19 protein-coding genes are annotated in these 22,316 nt (G+C 57.6%); 11 read left to right on the top strand and 8 right to left on the bottom strand.

Features of this window, described 5'->3' with window-relative positions; genetic code table 11:
- Positions 1 to 44: 44 nt before the first annotated feature.
- On the bottom strand, positions 45 to 407 hold the full coding sequence (locus K3556_RS03190) for a VOC family protein (protein WP_260518286.1): 363 nt from the start codon (positions 405 to 407) through the stop codon (positions 45 to 47).
- Between the two features lie 233 nt (positions 408 to 640).
- Here K3556_RS03190 and xdhA point away from each other — a divergent pair, with 233 nt between their 5' ends.
- From xdhA to K3556_RS03140, 10 genes are all read left to right on the top strand, one after another.
- Positions 641 to 2,011, top strand: a complete 1,371-nt coding sequence (xdhA, locus tag K3556_RS03185) for a xanthine dehydrogenase small subunit (RefSeq protein WP_260518285.1) — start codon at positions 641 to 643, stop codon at positions 2,009 to 2,011.
- Positions 2,008 to 4,284 carry a xanthine dehydrogenase molybdopterin binding subunit gene (gene xdhB / locus K3556_RS03180; RefSeq protein ID WP_260518284.1) on the top strand — a complete coding sequence of 759 codons (2,277 nt, stop codon included), beginning with the start codon at positions 2,008 to 2,010 and terminating at the stop codon, positions 4,282 to 4,284. Before xdhA ends, xdhB begins: the two co-directional genes overlap by 4 nt.
- Entirely contained in the window at positions 4,281 to 5,273 is a 993-nt protein-coding gene (gene xdhC / locus K3556_RS03175) for a xanthine dehydrogenase accessory protein XdhC (RefSeq protein WP_260518283.1), read from the top strand. The genes xdhB and xdhC overlap by 4 nt, the downstream gene beginning before the upstream one ends.
- A gap of 4 nt (positions 5,274 to 5,277) precedes the next feature.
- Positions 5,278 to 6,759: an ABC transporter ATP-binding protein gene (locus tag K3556_RS03170; protein ID WP_260519162.1), complete on the top strand. Its 1,482-nt coding sequence runs from the start codon at positions 5,278 to 5,280 to the stop codon at positions 6,757 to 6,759.
- Positions 6,756 to 7,841 carry an ABC transporter permease gene (locus tag K3556_RS03165; protein ID WP_260518282.1) on the top strand — a complete coding sequence of 362 codons (1,086 nt, stop codon included), beginning with the start codon at positions 6,756 to 6,758 and terminating at the stop codon, positions 7,839 to 7,841. Before K3556_RS03170 ends, K3556_RS03165 begins: the two co-directional genes overlap by 4 nt.
- 11 nt (positions 7,842 to 7,852) lie before the next feature.
- Positions 7,853 to 8,776, top strand: coding sequence for an ABC transporter permease (locus K3556_RS03160; RefSeq protein WP_260518281.1), 924 nt, complete (start codon positions 7,853 to 7,855; stop codon positions 8,774 to 8,776).
- A 9-nt stretch (positions 8,777 to 8,785) separates the two neighbouring features.
- A complete protein-coding gene (locus K3556_RS03155) occupies positions 8,786 to 9,577 on the top strand; it encodes an ion transporter (protein WP_260518280.1) in 792 nt (263 codons plus the stop codon).
- A 1-nt stretch (position 9,578) separates the two neighbouring features.
- On the top strand, positions 9,579 to 10,658 hold the full coding sequence (locus K3556_RS03150) for a BMP family ABC transporter substrate-binding protein (RefSeq protein ID WP_260518279.1): 1,080 nt from the start codon (positions 9,579 to 9,581) through the stop codon (positions 10,656 to 10,658).
- A gap of 128 nt (positions 10,659 to 10,786) precedes the next feature.
- Positions 10,787 to 11,245 carry an EF-hand domain-containing protein gene (locus K3556_RS03145; RefSeq protein ID WP_260518278.1) on the top strand — a complete coding sequence of 153 codons (459 nt, stop codon included), beginning with the start codon at positions 10,787 to 10,789 and terminating at the stop codon, positions 11,243 to 11,245.
- A gap of 120 nt (positions 11,246 to 11,365) precedes the next feature.
- Entirely contained in the window at positions 11,366 to 12,439 is a 1,074-nt protein-coding gene (locus K3556_RS03140; protein ID WP_260518277.1) for an FAD-binding oxidoreductase, read from the top strand.
- On the opposite strand, the gene K3556_RS03135 is transcribed toward K3556_RS03140, so the two are convergent.
- From K3556_RS03135 to K3556_RS03120, 4 genes are all read right to left on the bottom strand, one after another.
- Entirely contained in the window at positions 12,440 to 13,363 is a 924-nt protein-coding gene (locus tag K3556_RS03135) for a histone deacetylase family protein (protein ID WP_260518276.1), read from the bottom strand.
- A gap of 25 nt (positions 13,364 to 13,388) precedes the next feature.
- Positions 13,389 to 16,070, bottom strand: coding sequence for a bifunctional acetate--CoA ligase family protein/GNAT family N-acetyltransferase (locus K3556_RS03130; RefSeq protein WP_260518275.1), 2,682 nt, complete (start codon positions 16,068 to 16,070; stop codon positions 13,389 to 13,391).
- Between the two features lie 99 nt (positions 16,071 to 16,169).
- Positions 16,170 to 16,577 (bottom strand): Cu(I)-responsive transcriptional regulator, encoded by a 408-nt coding sequence (cueR, locus tag K3556_RS03125; protein ID WP_260518274.1) that lies wholly within the window; start codon positions 16,575 to 16,577, stop codon positions 16,170 to 16,172.
- Complete coding sequence (locus K3556_RS03120) at positions 16,574 to 19,036, bottom strand: heavy metal translocating P-type ATPase (protein WP_260518273.1); 2,463 nt, start codon at positions 19,034 to 19,036, stop codon at positions 16,574 to 16,576. The genes cueR and K3556_RS03120 overlap by 4 nt, the downstream gene beginning before the upstream one ends.
- A 147-nt stretch (positions 19,037 to 19,183) precedes the next feature.
- On the opposite strand from K3556_RS03120, the gene K3556_RS03115 reads away from it, so the two are divergent.
- Positions 19,184 to 19,375, top strand: coding sequence for a heavy-metal-associated domain-containing protein (locus K3556_RS03115; RefSeq protein WP_260518272.1), 192 nt, complete (start codon positions 19,184 to 19,186; stop codon positions 19,373 to 19,375).
- 49 nt (positions 19,376 to 19,424) lie between these two features.
- Here the strand turns inward: K3556_RS03115 and K3556_RS03110 are convergent, their stop codons facing one another.
- Genes K3556_RS03110 through K3556_RS03100 form a run of 3 tightly spaced genes read right to left on the bottom strand, consistent with a single transcriptional unit; the run spans position 19,425 to position 22,311 of the window.
- Positions 19,425 to 20,411 (bottom strand): oligopeptide/dipeptide ABC transporter ATP-binding protein, encoded by a 987-nt coding sequence (locus K3556_RS03110; protein WP_260518271.1) that lies wholly within the window; start codon positions 20,409 to 20,411, stop codon positions 19,425 to 19,427.
- The gene (locus K3556_RS03105) at positions 20,408 to 21,382 is read right to left on the bottom strand and encodes an oligopeptide/dipeptide ABC transporter ATP-binding protein (protein WP_260518270.1); all 975 of its coding nucleotides are present in this window, start codon (positions 21,380 to 21,382) and stop codon (positions 20,408 to 20,410) included. The genes K3556_RS03110 and K3556_RS03105 overlap by 4 nt, the downstream gene beginning before the upstream one ends.
- A gap of 11 nt (positions 21,383 to 21,393) precedes the next feature.
- On the bottom strand, positions 21,394 to 22,311 hold the full coding sequence (locus K3556_RS03100; protein ID WP_260518269.1) for an ABC transporter permease subunit: 918 nt from the start codon (positions 22,309 to 22,311) through the stop codon (positions 21,394 to 21,396).
- Between the last annotated feature and the right edge of the window lie 5 nt (positions 22,312 to 22,316).

The raw sequence follows: 22,316 nt of genomic DNA, 5'->3' as shown, positions 1-22,316 counted from the left end.
ATTAACCTAGACGAGGCCTCAGCGCGGGGGAAGCGCAGAAACGGTTATGAGGCAGGCTGAAGGAACTCGATGCGGTTGCCAAATGGGTCAGCGGAATAAAACCGACGGAATCCGATCAGGTCGGTGTCCCAACTCACCGGGAAAGACGCCCTTTCCAGCGCTGCGGCAAGCTCATCCAACCCGTCGCATAGAAAAGCTGGGTGGGCTTTCTTTGCGGGGCAGAATGGCCGCTCTACCCCCAAATGGACCCGAACATCGTCGCGACGAAACCAAACCCCACCACGACCTGCCAAGGCTTCTGGCTTGGGGTCTGGGTCAAACCCCAGCAGGTCGACATAGAACGCATCTGCCAGATTTTCCTGACCTTCTGGCATGGCTAGTTGGATGTGGTGAAGGTCGGCTATCACCTGTTACCCTTTCAATTGTATACAATAGAATACTATTCTTTCGGCAGCAGGGCAACTGTCAACGCCCTTGCCCGCATAAGGAGATGCCGCAAATGCGAAAAAGGATTTTCTTGCCAGAACGGTGAATCTCGGCTTTGTTTAGCCAACGACAAAACAACCCCGCCTGTTTTCTACGCCGCATCGAAGACAAGCAAATCGGGGCAATGACAGGGTAACGCGGCAGGACGAACCTCATGGATATCGCCTTTCTTCTGAACGGAGAGAGTGTGACCCTACGCGATGTGGACCCCACCCGGTCGACATTGGATTGGCTGCGCGACACCCAAGGACTGACCGGAACAAAAGAAGGTTGCAATGAAGGCGATTGCGGGGCCTGCACCATTATGGTCGCCGATGAGCAGGGTGCGAAATCTGTCAACGCCTGCATTTTGTTTCTGGGTCAGTTGAACGGCAAATCTTTGACCACGGTCGAAGGCTTGGCAACGGACGACCAGCTGCACCCCGCACAACAATCCATGATCGATTTCCACGGGTCGCAATGCGGCTTCTGCACGCCCGGCATTACGATGTCTCTGGCCACAGCACTTCACAATGGCGACACCAGCCACGACGATGTTCTGGCTGGCAATCTGTGCCGCTGCACCGGCTATGCCCCCATTATTCGGGCCGCTGAAGATGCTGCCAAACACGGCTCGCCCGGCAACTTTGACCCGGGCGCGGGCCAGATGCCGGACGAGGCTGCGGAAAAAGACCTGGCGCGACCAGAAACAGCAAGCGAACTGGCACATGCCTTGATGACCCAGCCCCATGCGACCCTTGTTGCAGGCGCGACGGATGTTGGCCTGTGGGCAACCAAAGCCTTGCGTGATCTGACCCCGGTTATCTTCCTGAACGGAGTTAAGGACCTGCGCGACATACACATCACCGACGACAGGGTTCAGATCGGCGCGGGTGTCACAATCGAAGAGCTGCGCGGAGCCATCGCCCCCCATCACCCTCATTTTGCCGAGATGCTGCGCCGCTTTGCGTCGTTGCAGGTTCGCAATGTCGCAACGATCGGGGGCAATATCGCGAACGGATCGCCCATCGGCGACGCGCCACCCGCGCTGATCGCATTGGGTGCGACCTTACACCTGCGCCGCGGAAGCGAAACGCGCGCAATCCCGTTGGAAAGTTTCTTCATCGACTATGGCAAGCAAGACCGCCAGCCGGGTGAATTTGTGGAAGCTGTGTCTTTCGACCGCAAACCTGATCGGCTCCGAACCTATAAGCTGTCAAAACGGTTCGATCAGGATATCTCTGCCGTTCTGGGGGCTTTCAATATTGCGGTTGAAGGCGGCATGATTTCTGAGGCACGGATCGCGTTTGGCGGCATGGCAGGCACCCCCAAACGGGCGACACATGTCGAAGCTGCTCTGAACGGCCGGCCATGGAGCTTGGAAACGATTCAGGCCGCCCTTCCCGCTTTTTCAAAAGATTTCCGCCCGCTGTCGGATATGCGGGCATCTGCAGTGTATCGTTCGAAGGCAGCGCAGAACCTTCTGGTTCGCTATTGGCATGAAGATCAGGGTTTGACGACCTCGGTGCTTGAGGTGCAGCCATGAGCGTTGGAACGTCCCTGCCTCATGACGCGGCCCGCTTACATGTCACGGGGGAAGCCCGGTATGTTGATGACATTCCGACGCCTGCTAATTGCCTGCATCTGGCCTTCGGGCTCAGCGATACGGCCCGTGGTGTGATCACCCACGCTGATCTGTCAAAAGTGCGCCAATCACCGGGTGTGATTGATGTCCTGACAGCGATTGACCTGCCGCATGCCAATGATGTTTCGCCCTCCATCCATGACGAGCCGCTTTTGGCAACAGGCGAGGTATTCTATCACGGTCAACCGATATTTCTGGTGGTCGCGACCTCTCACCTTGCGGCCCGCAAGGCTGCGCGACTGGCCGAGATTACAGTCGATCCCCGCCCCGCCATACTGACCATTGATGATGCCATGGCCGCTGGCAGCCGGTTCGAAGGCGGGCCGGTGGTCTGGTCGCGCGGCGATGCTGCCGAAGCCCTCCATACGGCACCGCATGTTTTGGATGGGTCGTTCGAAATGGGCGGTCAGGAACATTTCTACCTTGAAGGCCAGGCCGCGTTGGCCATTCCGCAAGAAGCCGGCGACATGCTGGTTCACAGCTCGACCCAGCACCCGACCGAAATCCAGCACAAGGTCGCCGAGGCGCTTGGTGTCCCGATGCACGGCATCCGGGTTGAAATCCGCCGGATGGGTGGTGGATTTGGCGGCAAGGAAAGCCAAGGCAATGCGTTGGCCGTCGCCTGTGCCATTGTTGCGCAAAGAACTGGTCGCCCTTGCAAGATGCGCTATGACCGCGACGACGACATGATCATCACTGGCAAGCGCCACGATTTTCGTATCACCTATCGCGCTGGTGTAGACGCAGAAGGTCGCATTTTGGGGTTAGAGGTGATGCAACTCGCTCGTTGTGGTTGGGCACAGGACCTTTCGCTGCCTGTTGCGGATCGCGCGATGTTGCATGCGGATAATGCCTATCACTTGCCCGCCGTTCGGATCGAAAGCCACCGGTTGAAGACCAACACAGCCTCTGCCACCGCGTTCCGCGGATTTGGCGGACCGCAGGGCGTCCTTGGTATCGAGCGCATTCTTGACCACATTGCCGCTGCGCGCAGCCTTGATCCGATCGCCGTGCGTCGGGTGAATTTTTATCAGGACGGTCAGACAACTCATTATGGTCAAACGATCGAGGGCTTCCACGTCCCCGCAATGACCGATGCGCTGCTGGAGCGTTCGAATTACGCCGACCGGCGGACGGAAATTGAGGCGTACAACGCTGACAACACCATATTGAAAAAGGGGCTGGCCTATTCTCCGGTCAAATTCGGGATAAGCTTCACGCTGACCCACCTTAATCAGGCAGGCGCATTGGTTCATGTCTATTCTGACGGCTCTATCCGCATGAACCATGGCGGAACGGAAATGGGCCAAGGTCTGTTCCAGAAAGTGGCTCAGGTCGCGGCGCGGTGCTTTGGCGTGCCACTTGATGTGGTGAAAATTACCGCAACGGACACGGCGAAAGTGCCCAACACGTCGGCCACAGCGGCGTCGTCAGGATCAGATTTGAACGGTATGGCTGTGCAGGCTGCCTGCCTTACTATACGCAAGCGTATGGCTGATCACTTCGCAGATTTATGGGGTGTCGCCCCAGAAAACATCGTTTTCGACAACAGCTTGCTGACTGGACCAGATGGCCATTCGGTCAGCTTTGCTCAGGCGGCAAAGTCAGCTTATGAGGCCCGTGTCAGCCTGTCTGCGACGGGCTTTTATAAGACGCCCAGCATCACGTGGGACCGGATCAAAGGGCAAGGTCGCCCCTTCTTGTATTTCGCTCATGGCGTCGCATTGACCGAGGTTGTGATCGATACGCTGACGGGCGAGAACCGTATCCTGCGCACCGACATCCTGCATGACGCAGGCAGCAGCCTGAACCCCGCTCTGGATATTGGGCAAGTAGAGGGCGGCTATGTGCAGGGCGCTGGCTGGCTGACCACAGAAGAATTGGTTTGGGACAACAAGGGGCGGCTCAGCACCCACGCGCCATCGACCTACAAAATTCCCGCCTGTTCAGATCGGCCTCGCATTTTCAATGTTGACCTTTGGGATCAACCCAACACCGAAGATACGATCTTCAAATCGAAAGCCGTGGGCGAACCCCCCTTCATGTTGGGTATTTCCGCTTGGCTTGCGCTGGCTGATGCGGTGTCGGCCTGTGGCAACGGGTTTCACGACATGAGCGCACCAGCCACGCCAGAAGAAATCCTTAATGCCGTTGAGCGGGTGCGCGCGGGATGAGCTTCGATCTGACCCATCTCTCAGACACGATTGACCGGCACGGGCCAGTTGCCCGCGTTGTCGTGGCCGAAACTGCCGGTTCAACCCCGCGAGAAGTGGGCGCTGCTATGTTGGTCTGGTCCAGCGGCCAAGTCGGGACGATCGGCGGCGGAGAACTGGAATACCGCGCGGCCCAAACCGCACGTGACCATCTGCTGACTGGCGGACAACCAAGGTTGACGCGACTGCCTTTGGGCCCCGCCCTTGGACAATGTTGCGGCGGCGCAGTCACGCTGCTGACCGAATGCTATACAGGCGATGATATCGCGGCATTGGGGCGGGATGATATCGTGGCGCGGCCAGTGGCTTTATCGGATGCGACACCCTTGGCAGTGAGACGCGTGTTAGAACAGTCACGAGCACAGGGCGTGCGACCAGCACCTCAACTCATACAAGGATGGATGATCGAGCCTTTGGCGCGTCCGACCATTCCGGTCTGGATTTATGGCGCAGGCCACGTGGGTCGTGCACTTGTGAACGTGTTGGCGCCGCTGACCAATCTGGACATTACGTGGGTCGACACTGCGCCAGACCGTTTTCCAAAGACCGTGCCCACCGGTGTTTCCGCATTGCCAACGGGCAATCCGGCCGCGGCGGCAGGATTGGCCCCTGAGGACGCGCATCATCTGGTGCTGACCTACAGTCACAGCCTTGATCTGAACATCTGCCATGCAATCCTGACGCGGCCATTTGCGACCGCAGGATTGATTGGTTCTGCAACCAAGTGGACACGGTTTCAAAAACGTCTGACCGCGCTGGGTCATAGCGCTACGCTGGTTGATAAAATCCAATGCCCGATCGGTGATCCGGGCCTCGGGAAAACGCCTCAAGCCATTGCAGTGGGAGTCGCCTCCGCGCTACTTAAAAGCACGACAAATAAAGAAAAAATCAACAGGGGAATGACAAGTGACAGGAGATACGCGCCAAGCCGACGCGCTATTGACACTTGAGGGGATGACGAAAGCCTACCCGGGTGTTGTGGCAAATGACCAAGTTTCGTTTTCGATCCTGCCGGGTGAAGTTCACGCCCTGTTGGGCGAGAATGGCGCAGGGAAATCGACGCTTGTGAAGATGATCTATGGCCTAGTCAAGCCTGACGCGGGCAAAATGACGCTGAGGGGCGATAGCTTTACACCGGTGAACCCGGCCGCGGCGCGCAGTTCTGGCGTGACGATGGTTTTTCAGCATTTCAGCCTGTTCGACGCGCTCTCGGTCGCCGAGAACATCTCGCTTGGTATGGACAACCCGCCGGATCGTCGCGCGCTTTCGGCACGTATCCGAGAGGTCAGTCAGGCCTATGGCTTGCCGCTTGATCCCGGTCGCATCGTGGGCGAACTGTCCGCAGGTGAACGCCAGCGGGTCGAGATCATTCGCTGCCTTTTGCAAGACCCCAAGCTGTTGATCATGGACGAGCCGACCTCGGTTCTGACCCCGCAAGAGGTTGATATTCTTTTCAAAACTCTGCGGAAATTGACGGCCGAGGGGACCGCGATCCTTTATATCTCGCACAAGCTCGAAGAAATCCGTTCATTATGTGAACACGCGACCGTGCTGCGACTGGGCAAAGTGGTCGACACGTGTGATCCGCGCGAAAAATCCGCCCGCGAACTGGCCGAGATGATGGTCGGCGACACCTTGCATGTGCCCTTCCGCGAGGCCGCAACCCCTGGACCCGTTGCCTTGTCGATATCCGATGTCTCGATGAAATCTCCAAACGAGTTTGGTACTGATCTGCGCAATGTCACGCTGGAAGTGCGCAAAGGAGAGGTTCTGGGCGTCGGCGGCGTTGCGGGGAATGGGCAGGATGAACTGCTGGCGGTGTTGTCCGGCGAAAGCCGTGCCCAAACTGGCAAGATCGCTCTGGCGGGCGAAGACATTGGCAATCTGCACCCCAACGCACGACGGGCGCGTGGCCTTTTGACCGCCCCAGAGGAGCGTCTGGGCCATTCTGCTGCGCCCGAAATGAGTTTGACCGAAAATGCGCTTTTGACTGGCGCTGTGCGCGAGAACCTTGTTGAGCGTGGGTTCCTGCGCTGGGGCAAGACCGAACAGTTTGCGCTCAAGGTCATCAAGGACTTCGATGTGCGCACGCCCGGCCCAGACAACACTGCCGGGTCGTTATCTGGCGGTAATCTGCAAAAGTTCGTCATCGGTCGCGAAGTGCTGCAACGCCCCGACGTTCTGGTCGTAAACCAACCGACTTGGGGGGTCGATGCGTCGGCTGCGGCTGCCATTCGCCAATCGCTTTTGGACCTCGCCCATCATGGGGCAGCGGTGGTTGTGATTAGCCAGGACCTTGATGAATTGATGGAGATTTCCGATCGCTTCACCGCCTTGAACGAAGGTCGTTTGGCTGAACCCGTTCCGACACAAGGTCTGGATGTTGAAACGATTGGCCTGATGATGGGCGGCGGCGAGAAGGAAACGGCAGCATGATACATCTGGAGAAACGTCCGCAGCCGTCCAAATTCTGGGCGGGTTTCACGCCGGTTCTGGCGGTGATCGCCACGATGATCGTTGGCGGCATCATGTTCTGGATGCTGGGCAAGCCGCCGTTGGAGGCGATCCGAACAATCTTCTGGGATCCGTTGTTTCATGAGACTTTCGGCCCCTATTCCCGACCGCAGCTTTTGGTGAAAGCTGCCCCGCTGATCCTGATTGCGATCGGATTAAGCCTCGGCTTTCGCGCGGGCATCTGGAATATCGGCGCGGAAGGCCAATACATCATGGGCGCTATTTGTGGCGCAGGTGTCGGGCTGGCCTTCTATCCCTCAGAGAGCGTGCTGATCTTCCCGGCCATGGTACTGGCTGGCGCGATCGGCGGCTGGGCGTGGGCCATGATCCCCGGCCTTTTGAAGGTGAAGTTTGGGACGAACGAAATTCTGGTCAGCCTGATGCTGGTTTACGTGGCCGAGAATCTGTTGGCCTCGGTCAGCCAGGGTCTGCTTCAAAACCCAGAAGGCATGGGCTTCCCCGGCTCGCGAAATTTCCGTGACTTCCCTGCGGCCTATAATACCGAGATCATCTCGGGCTCCGGTATGCATTGGGGCGTGGCGGCGGCCTTCATCGCGGTCATCTTCGCTTATGTTCTGCTGACCCGGCATATGTTGGGCTTTCAGGTTCGGCTTACTGGACAGGCGCCGCGCGCAGCAAAATTTGCAGGCGTTAACCCGACGCGCCTGATCTTGTTCTGTTTGGGCACGTCAGGGGCCTTGGCCGGACTTGCGGGTCTATTCGAGGTCTCGGGCCCCTCTGGCCAGGTCACCATCGACTTCAACTCTGGCTACGGGTTCACAGCGATCATCGTGGCGTTCCTTGGGCGTCTGCATCCCATCGGCATTCTGCTGGCTGGTCTGTTGATGGCACTGACCTATATTGGCGGCGAACTGGCACAGCTGATGTTGGGCCTCCCCGGTGCTGCCATCCAGATGTTTCAGGGCATGTTGATGTTCTTCCTCTTGGCGATGGATGTGTTGTCGCACTACCGCATCCGCCTTAACAAAACCGCGACAGCGTAAGGAGAACGACGATGGATTTAGGTCAAATCAACCCGCTTCTTCTGCTGGCCTCCCTGATGGTTGCCGCCACACCGATCCTGTTGGCCGCGATCGGCGAAGCGGTTGTCGAAAAATCTGGCGTCCTGAACCTTGGGGTCGAGGGCATGATGATCACCGGCGCTGTGGTGGGGTTTGCCATTGGTGTAAACACGGGCAGTTCAGCGCTTGGCTTCGTTGCCGCGGCCATCGCCGGGGCGGCACTGTCCATGCTGTTTGGCGTTTTGGTCCTGTATCTCATGTCCAATCAGGTTGCGACAGGCCTTGGTTTAACGCTGTTCGGGCTGGGACTGTCTGCGCTGATCGGCAAGCCATATGAAGGCATAAAAGCGCCAAGCATGGCAAAATGGGATATACCGTTGCTGAGCGACATCCCGGTTCTTGGGCCGATCCTGTTTCGCCATGATCCGATGGTCTATGTCAGTCTGATCATCGTCGCTGCCACTTGGTATGTCCTGACCCGTACCCGTGCCGGGCTGATCCTGCGGGGCGTTGGTGAAAATCACGATGCCGCGCACGCGCTGGGGTACAAGGTCATACGCGTCCGCCTGTTGGCCATTGCCTTCGGCGGCGCCTGTGCTGGTTTGGGCGGGGCTTATGTCAGCCTTGTGCGGGTGCCTCAATGGGTTGAAGGTATGACTGCAGGGGCGGGCTGGATTGCCCTTGCCATCGTGGTTTTCGCCAGTTGGCGGCCATGGCGCGTGCTGCTGGGCGCCTATCTGTTCGGCGGTATCACCGTCCTGCAACTGAACCTGCAAGCCGCAGGCGCTGCCATCCCCGTCGAAATTCTGGCGATGAGCCCCTATGTCGTGACAATTCTTGTTCTTGTGGTTATCTCTTTGCGTGGCAATCACGGCGCGCCCGGATCACTTGGGCGCATCTTCCACGCGACACACTAGGAACCCCCGATGAACAAGGCCGATATCCACGACATCCTTGACGGGCACAAGTCCTTCGGCGGCGTGAATATTGGCCGCATCATGGATGGGTTGATCTTGGCATCCGCTTTCGCCATTGCGCTGGAAACAATGCCGGAATTGCCCACCAACTTGCGTCGGCTGCTGTTCAACTTTGAAGTATTCCTTTTGGTCGTCTTCTCGGTCGAATACCTCGTGCGTCTGTTTTCCGCCCCGCGTCCGCTCCGGTATGCCTTCAGCTTATGGGGCATCATCGACCTGCTGAGCATCTTGCCTGCCATCGCGCTTTTGACGCCACAATGGCAGGTCGTGCGAACCTTCCGGCTGTTGCGTCTTGTTCGCTTGTTAAAGCTGTTCCGTGGCTCGCATGCGATGGAGCGTTTGGTGGTTGCATTTGGCCAGGTCCGGGGCGAACTGGCGGTGTTCGGCGTGATCGCTGGGCTAATGCTTTATATATCTGCGGTAGGGATTTACATCTTCGAACATGATGCCCAACCCGACGTCTTTTCGTCGATCCCCAACAGCTTGTGGTGGGCTGTCGCCAGCTTCACAACCGTTGGCTACGGCGATATGTTTCCGATCACCCCCGGCGGCCGGATATTTACCACTTTCGTGCTGTTCATCGGGCTGGGTGTAATCGCCGTGCCGTCGGCCATCGTGACTGCGGCGCTGCTTGAAAGCGAAACCAATATACAACGCCGAATTCGCGAGGACGCGGAAAACGGCGACGACGAACACGACACCAACACACAGAAATCTGCTCAAACCATCAAGGGAGAATGAAATGCGTGCAGTAAAAACACTTCTGGCCAGTGTGGCCTTGGCCGCCGGGTTGTCCGGCGCTGCCATGGCACAAGACAAGACTAAGGTCGGCTTTATCTTTGTCGGCCCGGTCGGCGACGGCGGCTGGACTTACGAACACAACCAAGGACGATTGGCTGTGGAAGAAGAGTTCGGCGACAAAGTCGAAACGATCTTTCAGGAAAGTGTGCCGGAAGGCGCCGATGCAGAACGCGCGATCACTCAGATGGCTCTGTCTGGCGCGAACCTGATCTTCACCACCTCGTTCGGTTACATGGATGCGACCGTGGCCGTGGCCGAAAAGTTCCCGGACATCAAGTTCGAGCACGCCACCGGCTATAAGCAAGCACCGAACGTGTCGGTTTACTCCGCACGCTTCTATGAAGGCCGCGCCGTTCAGGGTCACATCGCTGGTAAGATGACCAAATCGAACATCATCGGCTACATCGCCTCGTTCCCGATCCCGGAAGTTATCCGCGGCATCAACTCGGCCTATATCCACGCCAAAAAAGTGAACCCGGACGTACAGTTCAAAATCATCTGGGCCTACACATGGTTTGATCCGGCCAAGGAAGCGGATGCGGCAAAGGCTCTGATCGAGCAAGGCGCTGACGTGATCTTGCAACACACCGATTCAACTGCACCGCAGGCTGCCGCTAAAGAGGCTGGTAACGTGATCACCTTCGGTCAGGCTTCGGACATGTCTGAGTACGCTCCGATGCCCCGGGTTTCATCGATCATCGACAACTGGGCGCCTTACTACATCGCGCGCACCAAGGCCGTCATGGACGGCACGTGGGAAAGCGTGAACACTTGGGATGGTATTAGCACTGGCATGGTCGGCATCGGCGAAATCTCTGATGCTGTTCCCGCCGATGTGAAGGCCGAAGCTGAGGCAATGCGCGACGCGCTGGGCTTGGGTGAATACCATGCTTTTACTGGACCGTTGAAAAAACAGGATGGCTCGGACTGGCTTGCTGAAGGTGAAACCGCTGATGATGGCACATTGGCTGGCATGAACTTCTATGTCGAAGGCATCGAAGGCGAAATTCCGTCCAGCTGATAGAGAAACAGACCTGAATCTTTGGCCTCGCCGTCGGCGGGGCCATTTTTTTCGGTTTTTTCTAAAATCTGCGACGGAAACTAGAATCCATTCCGTTTAATGAATATAAATTCAAACGGAGCTACAAAATGCGTACATCATCTTTCCTTTTCGCTGGTCTTCTGGCTATCGGAACTCTGCCCGCACTCGCCCAAAACCAACCCGGCGCTCATTTCATCGAAAACTGGGATCTCGACGAAAACGGTTCGGTGTCCATTGAAGAAGCGCGCGAACGGCGTGGCGATATCTTCACCACGTTTGACACGAATGAGGATGACATTCTGACCGCCGATGAATACGTCCAGTTCGATGAGGCCCGCGAAGCAGATATGAAGGAAAACGGCATTGGCCAAATGAAAGGCCAAGGCAAAGGTCAGGCTATGGGCCAGCATGGTGCAGCGATGGCAATGACACTCGAAAATGCCGACCTGAACGGCGACGGAGAAGTCACCCGCGCTGAATTTCTTGAAGGGTCTGATTTGTGGTTCCCACAGCAGGACCGAAACGGTGATGGTCTTTTGACATCAGACGATTTTGGCCGCATGTAAATCGCACACCCGCACAGCAGAATGGCAACCGGAAAGGCTTCGAGCATCGAGGCCTTTCACTTCCTCTTTCATCGTGTAAGTGTCCGAGCAACGTTTCAGATTGACGGGCTAGGACACGATATGGACGACTTCATTGTAATCGGCGGTGGGATCGCTGGCGTGTCTGCCGGTTCCCGTCTGTCCAAGCTCGGCCGCGTGACCCTTTTGGAAGCCGAAGACGCACTGGCCTATCACGCCTCTGGTCGGTCGGCTGCGATGTTTGAAGAATGCTATGGCGCGCCCAGCGTGGTTGAGCTTAATCGGGCATCGCGCTCGTTTCACGAAACAGCCAATGGCGGGGTGCTCAGTCCGCGTGGGCTTTTGATTGTCGCTGGCAAGGGTCAGGAAGACGCGCTGGCTGTGGATCTGGATGTAATGCATCTCGACCCGGTAACTGCGGACGACGCCTTGGCATTGGTCCCTATCCTGAACCCGAAAACCTTTGTTGGCGCAGGCTATCACAAAGACGCATGGGATATCGACACGGACCGGCTGATCCAGAACTTTTCACGTGATGTCCGTGCCAATGGCGAAGTGGTAACGGGCGCAAAAGCCACCAAGATCACCCGGTTGCCGGACCGGTGGGAGGTAACCACACCAAAAGGTGTTTTCACAGCAAAATCGTTGGTCAATGCGGCTGGTGGCTGGGCCGATCAAGTCGCCACATTGGCGGGGATTTCACCGATCGGCATCCAACCTTATCGCCGGTCAATCGCACGTATTCCCGCGCCCGGGGGGCATGATGTAACGAACTGGCCCTTGTTCATGGGCGCTGGCGAAAGCTGGTATGCAAAGCCTGATGCGGGCGCTCTGATCGTGTCGCCTGCAGAAGCCCACCCCATGGATCCGCACGATGCCTGGGCCGATGACATGGTTTTGGCAGAGGGGCTCGCGCGATATGAAAACATGGTGACAGAACCAGTCACGCGCATGATGGCAAACTGGGCCGGATTGCGCAGTTTCGCGCCCGACCGCAACCTCGTCATTGGCCGCTCTACTGAAGACGCGGGCTTTCTTTGGTTCGCCGGACAGGGCGGGTATGGGTTTCAGACCAGCCCCGCCGCATCGCAATTGCTGGCCGACATCGTGTCCGGAGATGCGCCGGAAATAGATGCGGCCACGGTGGCTGTTCTAAGCCCAGCGCGGTTTTCTTAGTTAGCCAAGTAATACATCCAGATGCTTCACGACTGATCGGGCCAGAACGTCTGGTTCGTAACCGCCTTCAAGCATCGAAACGATGCGCCCTTCCGCGAATTCATCTGCGATCGAACGCAACTCGCGCGTGACCCATTCATAGTCGGCATCGGTCAACTGAACGCTCGACATGTCATCGGCGACATGCGCGTCAAACCCGGCCGAAATGAACACGAACTCTGGTTTGAATTCCTTAAGATGCGGCACCCAGTGGGCGCTGACCGCTTCCCTGAACTCAGCACTTCCTGCCCCGGCTGACAAAGGGATATCGACGAGGTTGTCGTTCTCTTTCTCATGCCCGGTAAAGGGGTAGAACGGGTGCTGAAAGCTAGAACAGAACAGCACGCGCTTCTCTCCTTTGAAGATTTCTTCTGTGCCGTTGCCGTGGTGAACATCAAAATCAATGATCGCGACGCGTGACAGCCCATGAGCGTCCAGCGCATGGGCGGCGGCGACGGCAATATTGTTGAACAAGCAAAACCCCATTGCCTTGTCGCGTTCGGCGTGGTGACCCGGCGGTCGCACCATGCAAAAGACCGGGTTTGCATCCTTGGACATGACAAGATCGACGCCCAGAACGCCTGCGCCAGCCGCGCGTTCAGCGGCTCGCAGGGTGCCGGGGCTCATCACGGTATCGCCATCCACCTCAACGCTTTCCATGCCTTGCCCGGGCGCTAGCGCATAAACACGGTCCAGATAGTCGCTGTCATGCACCCGCTCAAGCTGAGATCGTTCGACAAGCGGGGCATCACGATGCTGCACGACATAATCCATGCCAGACATGATCAACTGGTTGTTGATCGCATCCAGCCGCGCCTTGCTTTCCGGGTGCAGGGGACCCGCATCGTGATCTCGGCACTCTGGGTGCGATATGATAGACAGCATTCGGTCTCCTCTCCTTAACCTTAGCTCACAGTTTGCGTTCGACGATCACCACATCATGGTCATCCGGGTCCGGGCGCTGCGTAAAGCCCAAGTCCTTCATCAGTCGCAGCATCGGAGCGTTCTTGCGCAGAACAGTACCTTCGATCACATCAAGCCCGTGATCTTGCGCCGCCTTGAACAGGCCTTTCATCAACTTGGTGCCCAGCCCCTGATGCTGAATTCGATCCGACACGACGACGGCGAATTCGCAGCTTTTCCAGTCGGGATTTATGACATAGCGCGCCACGCCGACCTGAACCTGTTCGCCCTCAATCTCGGCCATCGCAATCAGCGCCATCTCGCGGCGATAATCGATCTGAGTGAACTGGGCCAGAAGCTCAGGGCTTAACTCGTTCACTGACCCCATGAAGCGCATCATCTTCGCCTCGCTTGAAAGATCGCGCATGAATTGTTTTTCGTGTTCGGCGTCCTCGGGACGGATCGGGCGGATCGTCAGCGGTGTGCCATCACGAAGAAACGTTTCGCGAGCGAGGTGGCGCGGATAGGGGTGGATCGCCATGTGATCATATCGCCCATCCATCGAAGGCGGGCGCGCAATGGTGATGCGCGCGTCAACGGCCAGCACCCCGTCCGGCCCTGCGAACAGCGGGTTTATGTCGAGTTCGATAATCTCGGGCAATTCGCTGACAATGATTGAAACCCGCTTCAAAACATCCACAACCGCAGCCTTATCAACCGGATCATAATCGCGGAAACTGTCCAGCGCCTTTGACACACGGGTGCGATTGATCAGCCGTTCGGACAGCACAGAGTTTAGCGGTGGCAAGGCCACGGCACTGTCTTTCATCACTTCGACCATGGTGCCGCCCGCCCCAAACAGGATTGTCGGGCCGAACACCGGATCGCGGCTTGCCCCGATCACAAGCTCACGTGACTGACGCAAGTTGGCCATCGCTTCGACGGTGACGCCTGAGATCAAAGCGTCTGGCAAAGCCTTTCTTACATTCTGAACAATTTCATGAAACGCGCGCTTGACGGTCGCCGCATGGGCCACGTTTATCTTCACACCACCAACATCGGTTTTGTGCGAAACTTCGGGCGAAGCGATCTTCATCGCAACAGGGAACCCAACCGTCTCGGCCGCAATCAACGCATCGTTGGCTGACTTAACTTCAATCGTCAGGTTGACCGGAATGTTAAACGCGCTCAACAGCGCCTTGCTTTCAGTGTCAGACAGCATGTTTCGCCCAGCTGCCAGCGCGTTTGCGATGATCATCCGTGCACCGTCCAGATCCAGTCCCTGCTCAAAAGCGCGCGCACGCGGCACTTCCAGCGACAGCGTGCGGTTTCGATGATACTGAGCAAGATAGGAAAACCCTTCTACGGCGCGCTCTGGCGTCTCGAAGACCGATATCCCGGCCTCGGACAGTAGGTTGCGGCCCTCGGCGACCACATCCTCGCCCATCCAACAGGCCAACACCGGCTTTTTGTTGCGCTTTGGAAGGGCGTCCTTCACGGCTTGCGCCGCCGCTGTCGGTTCGGTCATCGCTTGTGGTGTCAACAAAACCAGCACGCCATCGACACCGGGGTCGGCGATCGCTGCTTTGACCGCTGCGCCATAGGCTTCGGGCGTCGCATCACCCAGAATATCAACCGGATTAGCATGGCTCCAAAACGCCGGTAGGATCTTATCCAACGCTTTGCGGGTCGGCTCAGACAGTGGCGGTAAGGTCAAAACCAAATCGCCCGCACGGTCCGCTGCCAGAACGCCAGCGCCACCACCATTGGTGATAATGCAAAGCTTGTCGCCAGAGGTTTTCTTGGTGTTTGCCAACAGTTCGGCAGCAGCAAAAAGTTGGCCCAGAGTATTGACGCGCACTGCGCCGACACGTTCAAGCGCCGCGTCGAAGACTTCGTCCGACCCGATCAACGCGCCGGTATGTGTATGCGCAGCTTTGGCGCTTGCGACATGGCGACCCGACTTCAGAACGATCACTGGCTTAAGCCGCGCCGCGCGGCGCATGGCTGACATGAAATTCGGCGCATCTTTCACGCCTTCTATATACAGAAGGATCGCATCGGTTTTGGGATCATTGACCAAATAGTCCAGCGTGTCCCCGATATCGACATCAAGCGAGTTGCCCAGCGACACCATGGCGGAGAAGCCCGAATGATGCGGTCCGGCCCAATCGGCAATCGCCGATATCAACGCCCCCGATTGGGATACCATTGCAAGCCGACCTTTGGGCGCTTGTGACCTGAGGAACGTGGCATCCAACCCCAGCCAGGGTCGGACGAGCCCGACACAATTGGGGCCAAGAAACCGGATGCCGCCTTTGCGCGCTCCGTTGATGACCTGCGCTTCGTATTCGCGGCCTTGCGGATCGCCTTCGCCGAACCCAGCGGACAAGACAATCGCCGCTTTTACCCCCGCCGCAGCGCAATCGCGCATGATGCCCGGCACCGTCCGCGCCGGCGTGGCAATGACGGCCAAATCAATGTCTTCGGCAACTGACGAGATCGATTTGTGGCAAACCACATCGCCGATGGTTTTGTGTTTCGGATTGACCGGTACAATTACGCCATCAAATCCGCCAGCCATCAGATTGGCATAGGCCAACGCACCAACTGAGTTGCCAGTTGGGCTGGCCCCAAACACGGCGACCGAGCGGGGATCGAACAGGGGGCTAAGCGGGCTTTTGTCCATTAGATTTGGTCCTTGGCGCAAAGCTCACCCGATGGGCGAGCTGATGACTCCTCCTGGCTCTTTTCTGCGCTTGCACACTGCACCTGTCTTTGATGTGCCTCAAGCTTTCCGAACGGTGGTCTGGGCGTGTTCGATGCCTTTCAGGATTGGACAATCTGGCCGTTCATCGCCGGAACAGGCGTGCACAAGGTCCGACAACGTATCACGCATTGCACCAAGGTCGGCAATCTTCACTTCGATCGCCTTAAGGTGCTCTGATGCGATCCGCTTCACATCGGCGCTCGCGCGGGACTGGTCCTCATACAAAGCCAATAGCGCCCTGCAATCACTGATCGAAAACCCCAGCGCCCGAGCGCGCGCCAGAAATGTCAGTTTGTGCAGCGCGCGATCCGTAAAAATGCGGTAGCCATTGGTATCACGGGCAGGCGTGATCAACCCGATTTCTTCGTAATACCGGATTGTCTTTGCGGGTAGACCTGTGTGCTTGGCTGCATCCGATATGTTCATGTCGGTTCCTCCAGTTTCGGGCGGACGAACCGCAAGCGCAGGGCGTTGGTCAGCACCAGCACGGATGACGCCGCCATCGCACCCGCCCCCAACATTGGCGACAGCAAAACTCCCCAAAGAGGGTAAAGGATGCCAGCCGCAACAGGGATCAGCAAAACGTTATAGCCAAATGCCCAAAACAGGTTTTGCCGGATATTGGTCATGGAACGGCGGCTGATTTCAAAAGCGTTGACCACGCCGGATAACGCCCCTGAGGACAACACGACATCCGCTGCCTCGATCGCTACATCCGTACCGGTTCCGATCGCCAAACCAACATCGGCACTGGCCAGCGCGGGAGCATCGTTGATGCCGTCGCCCACAAAAGCGACCTTGCCAAAAAGCGCTTGAAGGGCCTCGATTGCGGCGACTTTGCCGCCGGGCAACACGCCCGCATCAACGTAGTCGATCCCCAGTTGATCCGCAATTGCGGCGGCTGTTGCGGGATCATCGCCGGTAATCATCGCGATGTCTTTGCCCATCGCCCGCAAAGCCTGAAGCGCGCGCGCCGCCTCGGGTTTAACCGGGTCAGAAACGCCGATCAGCGCAGCCAATTGGCCGTCAATCGCTGTGAAAAACACCGTCTCTCCGCGTGAACGCATTGGGTCTGCGCGATCCACAATGCCGGTAAGCATCACATCTTCGCGCGCCATATACTGCTGTGACCCGACAAGGACGCGCTGGCCGTTGACCTGTGCCCGCAGTCCAAAACCGGTTTCGGTCTGCACATCTTTTACCTTCGCAGGGCCAACGTTGCGATCGGCTGCGCCCTGAAGGATTGCTTGTGCCAGAGGGTGTTCGCTCTGTGCCTCGACCCCGGCGACCATTGCCAAAACCTCATCAGGAATCCAGCCATCGGCAACTTCAAACGCGGTCAGTTTGGGGCGACCTTCCGTCAGCGTGCCCGTCTTGTCGAAGGCCACAACCTGCGCAGATTGCAGGGTCTGCAACGCATCGCCACGCCGAAACAAAGCCCCCAGCTGCGCCGCTCGCCCGGTGCCAACCATGATCGAGGTCGGCGTGGCCAGGCCCATCGCGCAGGGGCAGGCAATGATCAGCACCGAAACCCCGGCGACCAAGGCCAAACCAAGCGCCGGGTCTGGTCCGATGACCAGCCAGACCACGACGGTCAGGGCAGCAATTGCCATCACGATCGGGACGAAAACCGCGGTAATCCGGTCGACCAGCGCCTGTATGGGCAGCCGCGCACCCTGCGCGTCTTCGACCATTCGTACGATCTGCGCCAGCAGGGTATCTGGCCCAACGGCGGTGACACGCGCCTTCAAAGCGCCTGTGCCGTTGACCGTGCCGCCTGTCACTGTATGCCCAATGACCTTTGCGACAGGGACCGGTTCGCCACTGATCATGCTTTCATCGACAAGGCTTTCGCCCTCAACCACCTCGCCGTCCAGTGGCACGCGTTCACCGGGGCGGATCACGACGACCTCGCCCGTCACCACTTGCGACACGGGGCGGGTGATGGTTTTGCCATCGACATCGACCAGCGCATCATTCGGGGCAAGGGCTACGAGGGCCCGGATCGCTTCGCCGGTACGACCCTTAGCGCGAGCTTCCATCCAGCGGCCGATCAGGATCAAAACGATGATCACTGCTGCGGCCTCAAAATACACGTTTGCTGTGCCAGCAGGCAGGATGCCCGGCGCCAGCACGGAAACGAGTGAATAGAGATACGCCGCTGACGTGCCCAGCGCGACTAAGGCGTTCATCTCGGGGGCGCCCCGCAGAAGCGCGGGGATCCCTTTGGTGAAAAACAACCGACCCGGCCCGGCCAGCACCAGCGTTGTCAGAACAAGCTGGATCCAATGTGAGGTGCCAAGTCCAATGCTGCGTGCAATCCAGTGGTGAAACGCTGGGAACAGATGCCCCCCCATCTCCAGAATGAAGACCGGCGCGGTCAGAACCGCGGCTAGTAGAGCCTTTCGCTTCAAAGCTTCAGCTTCGGCAGCCTTATCGCGGGGGACGGTGCTGGCATTATCTTCGCGCGGGCGGGTGGGGAAGCCCGCCTTGGTGATCTTGGCCGACAAGGTTTGTGGTGTGGTGGCCCCGGCCAGATAAGTCACGAATGCACGCTCTGAGGCGAGGTTTACCCGCGCCTCCAAGACGCCCGGGGTTGCCGCCAGCATCCTCTCAACCCGCCCGACACAGGATGCACAAGACATCGCCTCCACTTCAAGCACAGCGGTTTCGCGTCGCGCGGGATAGCCCGCACGGTCCAGAGCACCAGCCAATGCATCGGCGGTCGCTGGCGCAGAAAACTCCACCCTTGCGGTTTCGGTGGCCAAGTTTACCGGTGCAGCAGAAACACCATCAACAGCAGTCAAAGCGCGCTCGGCCCGGCCGACGCAAGACGCGCAGGACAGGTTTTCGAGGCTTAAAGTCAGGGTGGTTGCCGTGGTCATGTGTAACTCCAGCGAACTCTCACACTCTACATAAGGGTTCCAGTGACTAGAAGGTCAAGAGGGGGGCCAATGTTTCTATATGACATCTTGACGCCGCTGGCCGCCGCCTATTCAAAGAAATGCGATCACCTGCACAAAGGCACTTAAATGACCAAGTTCCACGTTCCCGATATGAGTTGCGGACACTGTAAAGAGTCCATCACCGAAGCTTTGACCGAAAAAGGTGCCGAGAAGCTGACATTCGACATGGAAGCCCGCACGCTGGAGGTAACTGGATTGTCTTCTGAGGCCGTTGTTTCAGCGCTGGATAGCATCGGCTTTCCGGCAAGCCCTAAATAAGAAACCCCCGACGCGCGCCGGAGATTTCTGAAAAGCATCATTCGTGCAGTCAGATCACGTGACAGGCAACTTGCTGGCCACTTCCACGGTCCGTCAGCGGCGGCTTGGTTTGCGCGCAGACCGGTTTCGCAAGTGGGCATCGCGTGCGGAACACACATCCTGATGGTGGATTCAAAGGCGACGGAAGATCGGCATCCAAAATCATCACTTCGCGTGCCGCGTTTGCCTTTGGGTCCGGGATGGGAACCGCCGAGATTAACGCCTGAGTATATGGGTGGCCCGGCGCGCGATAAAGCTGCTCGGCCTCGCTGATCTCCACAACATTGCCGAGGTAAAGCACCATGACACGGGTTGAAATATGCTTCACCACCGACAGGTCATGGGCGATGAAGATTAAGCTCAGGCCCATATCTTCCTGGATCTCCATCAGCAGGTTGATCACCTGCGCCTGGATGGACACGTCCAACGCCGACACCGGTTCATCACAGATGATCAGTTGTGGCTTGACGATCAATGCGCGCGCGATACCGATCCGCTGGCACTGTCCGCCCGAAAACTCGTGCGGATAGCGGTTGATCATATTGGGCAAAATACCGACACGGTCCAACACTTCCCGCACGCGATCTTTCACTTCAGAAGCGGGCGTATTCGGGTGGTGTGTCTTCAGAGGTTCGGCCACGATCTGACCGATTGTCATGCGTGGATTCAAAGACGCCAGAGGATCCTGAAAGATCATCTGCATCTCTTTGCGGTGTCCACGCATTTCATGTTTGTTCAGGGACAGTAGATCGTCGCCCAACCACAAGACGGTACCGGCTTCGGACGGAACCATACGCATGATTGCGCGGGCAAGCGTGGATTTGCCACAACCACTTTCGCCCACAATACCAAGGGTTTCGCCCGGCATCAGGTCGAAATCTACGCCATCTACGGCTTTCAGCTTGTCAGGCGACGTCCATGGCATCGCGCCTTTCGGCTTGATATCAAACCAGACTTTCAAGTCACGGACAGATAGCAGAGGGGACTGGGCGTTCATACAAGCTCCTCCAAGGGTCTAAGGCAGGCGCGCCGACGCACTTTTCGGCCTGTCACACCATCCAAGGACGGACGCGTACCGGCGCAGGCCTCAATCGCAAAATCGCAGCGCGGCGAGAACGGGCATCCCGCGGGCATGTTCATCATGTTGGGCGGGCTGCCTGGAATGGTCGCCAGGCGCTCGCTTTCGATATCCAAGCGCGGAACGGCTTTCAGAAGCCCCATCGTGTAAGGATGGGTCGGCATCTCGAACAAGCCTTCGGTGGTTCCATATTCCATCTGCTGGCCGCCATACATGACAAGCGTTTCCTTGCAGGAACCGGCAACTACTCCAAGATCATGGGTGATCAGGATGATGGACATGCCGAACTCTTTCTGCAGGTCTTCAAGCAGGTTCATGATTTGCGCCTGAACGGTGACGTCCAGCGCCGTTGTTGGCTCGTCTGCAATCAGGATATCCGGTTTGCACAGAAGCGACATGGCAATCATAACCCGCTGCCGCATCCCGCCCGAGAACTCGTGCGGATACATTGTCACGCGCTTCTTCGCTTCGGGTATTCGCACGGCGTCAAGCAGCTCGACCGATTGGCGCACCGCCTCTGATTTCGAAACCCCTTTGTGATGGGTCAATACCTCGGCCATCTGGTCTGCCACCGTCATAAACGGGTTCAGACAGGTCATCGGATCCTGAAAAATCATCGCGATCTTCTGAGCCCGGATTTTGTTCAGCTTGTTGGTCGAGATATTCAGGATCTCTTCGCCCGCCAGCTTGACCGATCCGGTCGCTTGGCCGTTGCGCGCCAAAAGGCCCATGATGGCGAAAACGGTCTGACTTTTGCCTGATCCACTTTCCCCCACAACGCCAAGCGTTTCGCCCGCAGCAAGATCAAAACTGATCTTGTCGACGGCGGTCACCGTCCCGTCAGGGGTGTCGAAATGGACGCTAAGGTCACGTACTTCAAGAAGTGCCATATCGCAAACCCCTAGCGGTCTTTCGGGTCAAGCGCATCACGCAGCCCGTCACCAAAGAAAAAGAAAGCAAACAGTGAGATCAGGAAGAAGAACAGCGGGAAGCCCAACATCCACAAGGTGCCATAGCGCATTTGCCCTGCCCCTTCGTTGATTAGAGCGCCCCAGCTTGTCAAAGGCTCCTGAACACCCAACCCGAGGAACGAGATAAAGCTTTCAAACATGATCATCGAGGGCACCAGCAATGTGGCGTAAACGATGACAACACCAAGCAGGTTCGGAACAATATGGCGTATGATGATTTTCGGCGTCGAAACTCCCGTCGCGATCGCGGCTTCCACAAATTCCTTGTTCTTGATCGACAAGGTTTGCCCGCGCGCAATCCGGGCCATATCAAGCCATGAAATCAACCCGATCCCAACGAAAAGCATGAAGATCGACCGCCCGAACACCACAAGCAGCAGGATCAGAACAAACATATAGGGGATCGCCATAAGGATATCGACGATCCGCATCATGATGTTGTCTATCCGCCCGCCGACAAATCCAGCTGTCGCCCCATACAATGTGCCCACAACGACCGAGATTAGCGCGCCGACGATACCGATCATCAGCGAAATCTGGGTGCCCTGAACAACCCGCGCGAAAAGATCGCGACCCAAGGGATCAAGCCCGAAATAGTGCCCAGTTTCGAACGACGGTCCACCCAGCGTGCGCACATCACCCATCAGGTTCCAGTCAATTTCTTCATTCGACCATGGTGTGAGAAAACCACCAAACAACGCGAAGAGCGAAACAAGTAACAAGATGATCAGTGAGGCGACGGCCGCCTTGTTCCGAAAGAACCTTGCGCGGGCGTCTTGCCACAGCGACCGGCCCTTGATCACTTCGGTTGTGTCGATGGTCGTTTCTACGTTTGTCATATGTGTCATGCGCG

The organism is Aliiroseovarius sp. M344 (genome assembly GCF_025140835.1).
GTDB lineage: Bacteria > Pseudomonadota > Alphaproteobacteria > Rhodobacterales > Rhodobacteraceae > Aliiroseovarius.
The sequence above is the reverse complement of the archived record's forward strand: the minus strand, read 5'-3'. Positions and strand labels throughout refer to the sequence as shown.

Bases quoted from the DNA above. Each gene is read 5' to 3' on its own strand.
- K3556_RS03170 (WP_260519162.1), top strand. From the start codon at position 5,278: ATGACGAAAGCCTACCCGGGTGTTGTGGCAAATGACCAAGTTTCGTTT.
- K3556_RS03140 (WP_260518277.1), top strand. From the start codon at position 11,366: ATGGACGACTTCATTGTAATCGGCGGTGGGATCGCTGGCGTGTCTGCC.
- K3556_RS03110 (WP_260518271.1), bottom strand. From the start codon at position 20,411: ATGAACGCCCAGTCCCCTCTGCTATCTGTCCGTGACTTGAAAGTCTGG.
- xdhC (WP_260518283.1), top strand. From the start codon at position 4,281: ATGAGCTTCGATCTGACCCATCTCTCAGACACGATTGACCGGCACGGG.
- K3556_RS03155 (WP_260518280.1), top strand. From the start codon at position 8,786: ATGAACAAGGCCGATATCCACGACATCCTTGACGGGCACAAGTCCTTC.
- K3556_RS03105 (WP_260518270.1), bottom strand. From the start codon at position 21,382: ATGGCACTTCTTGAAGTACGTGACCTTAGCGTCCATTTCGACACCCCT.
- K3556_RS03120 (WP_260518273.1), bottom strand. From the start codon at position 19,036: ATGACCACGGCAACCACCCTGACTTTAAGCCTCGAAAACCTGTCCTGC.
- K3556_RS03135 (WP_260518276.1), bottom strand. From the start codon at position 13,363: ATGCTGTCTATCATATCGCACCCAGAGTGCCGAGATCACGATGCGGGT.
- K3556_RS03115 (WP_260518272.1), top strand. From the start codon at position 19,184: ATGACCAAGTTCCACGTTCCCGATATGAGTTGCGGACACTGTAAAGAG.
- K3556_RS03145 (WP_260518278.1), top strand. From the start codon at position 10,787: ATGCGTACATCATCTTTCCTTTTCGCTGGTCTTCTGGCTATCGGAACT.
- K3556_RS03160 (WP_260518281.1), top strand. From the start codon at position 7,853: ATGGATTTAGGTCAAATCAACCCGCTTCTTCTGCTGGCCTCCCTGATG.
- K3556_RS03130 (WP_260518275.1), bottom strand. From the start codon at position 16,070: ATGGACAAAAGCCCGCTTAGCCCCCTGTTCGATCCCCGCTCGGTCGCC.
- xdhB (WP_260518284.1), top strand. From the start codon at position 2,008: ATGAGCGTTGGAACGTCCCTGCCTCATGACGCGGCCCGCTTACATGTC.
- K3556_RS03150 (WP_260518279.1), top strand. From the start codon at position 9,579: ATGCGTGCAGTAAAAACACTTCTGGCCAGTGTGGCCTTGGCCGCCGGG.
- K3556_RS03165 (WP_260518282.1), top strand. From the start codon at position 6,756: ATGATACATCTGGAGAAACGTCCGCAGCCGTCCAAATTCTGGGCGGGT.
- K3556_RS03100 (WP_260518269.1), bottom strand. From the start codon at position 22,311: ATGACACATATGACAAACGTAGAAACGACCATCGACACAACCGAAGTG.
- cueR (WP_260518274.1), bottom strand. From the start codon at position 16,577: ATGAACATATCGGATGCAGCCAAGCACACAGGTCTACCCGCAAAGACA.
- xdhA (WP_260518285.1), top strand. From the start codon at position 641: ATGGATATCGCCTTTCTTCTGAACGGAGAGAGTGTGACCCTACGCGAT.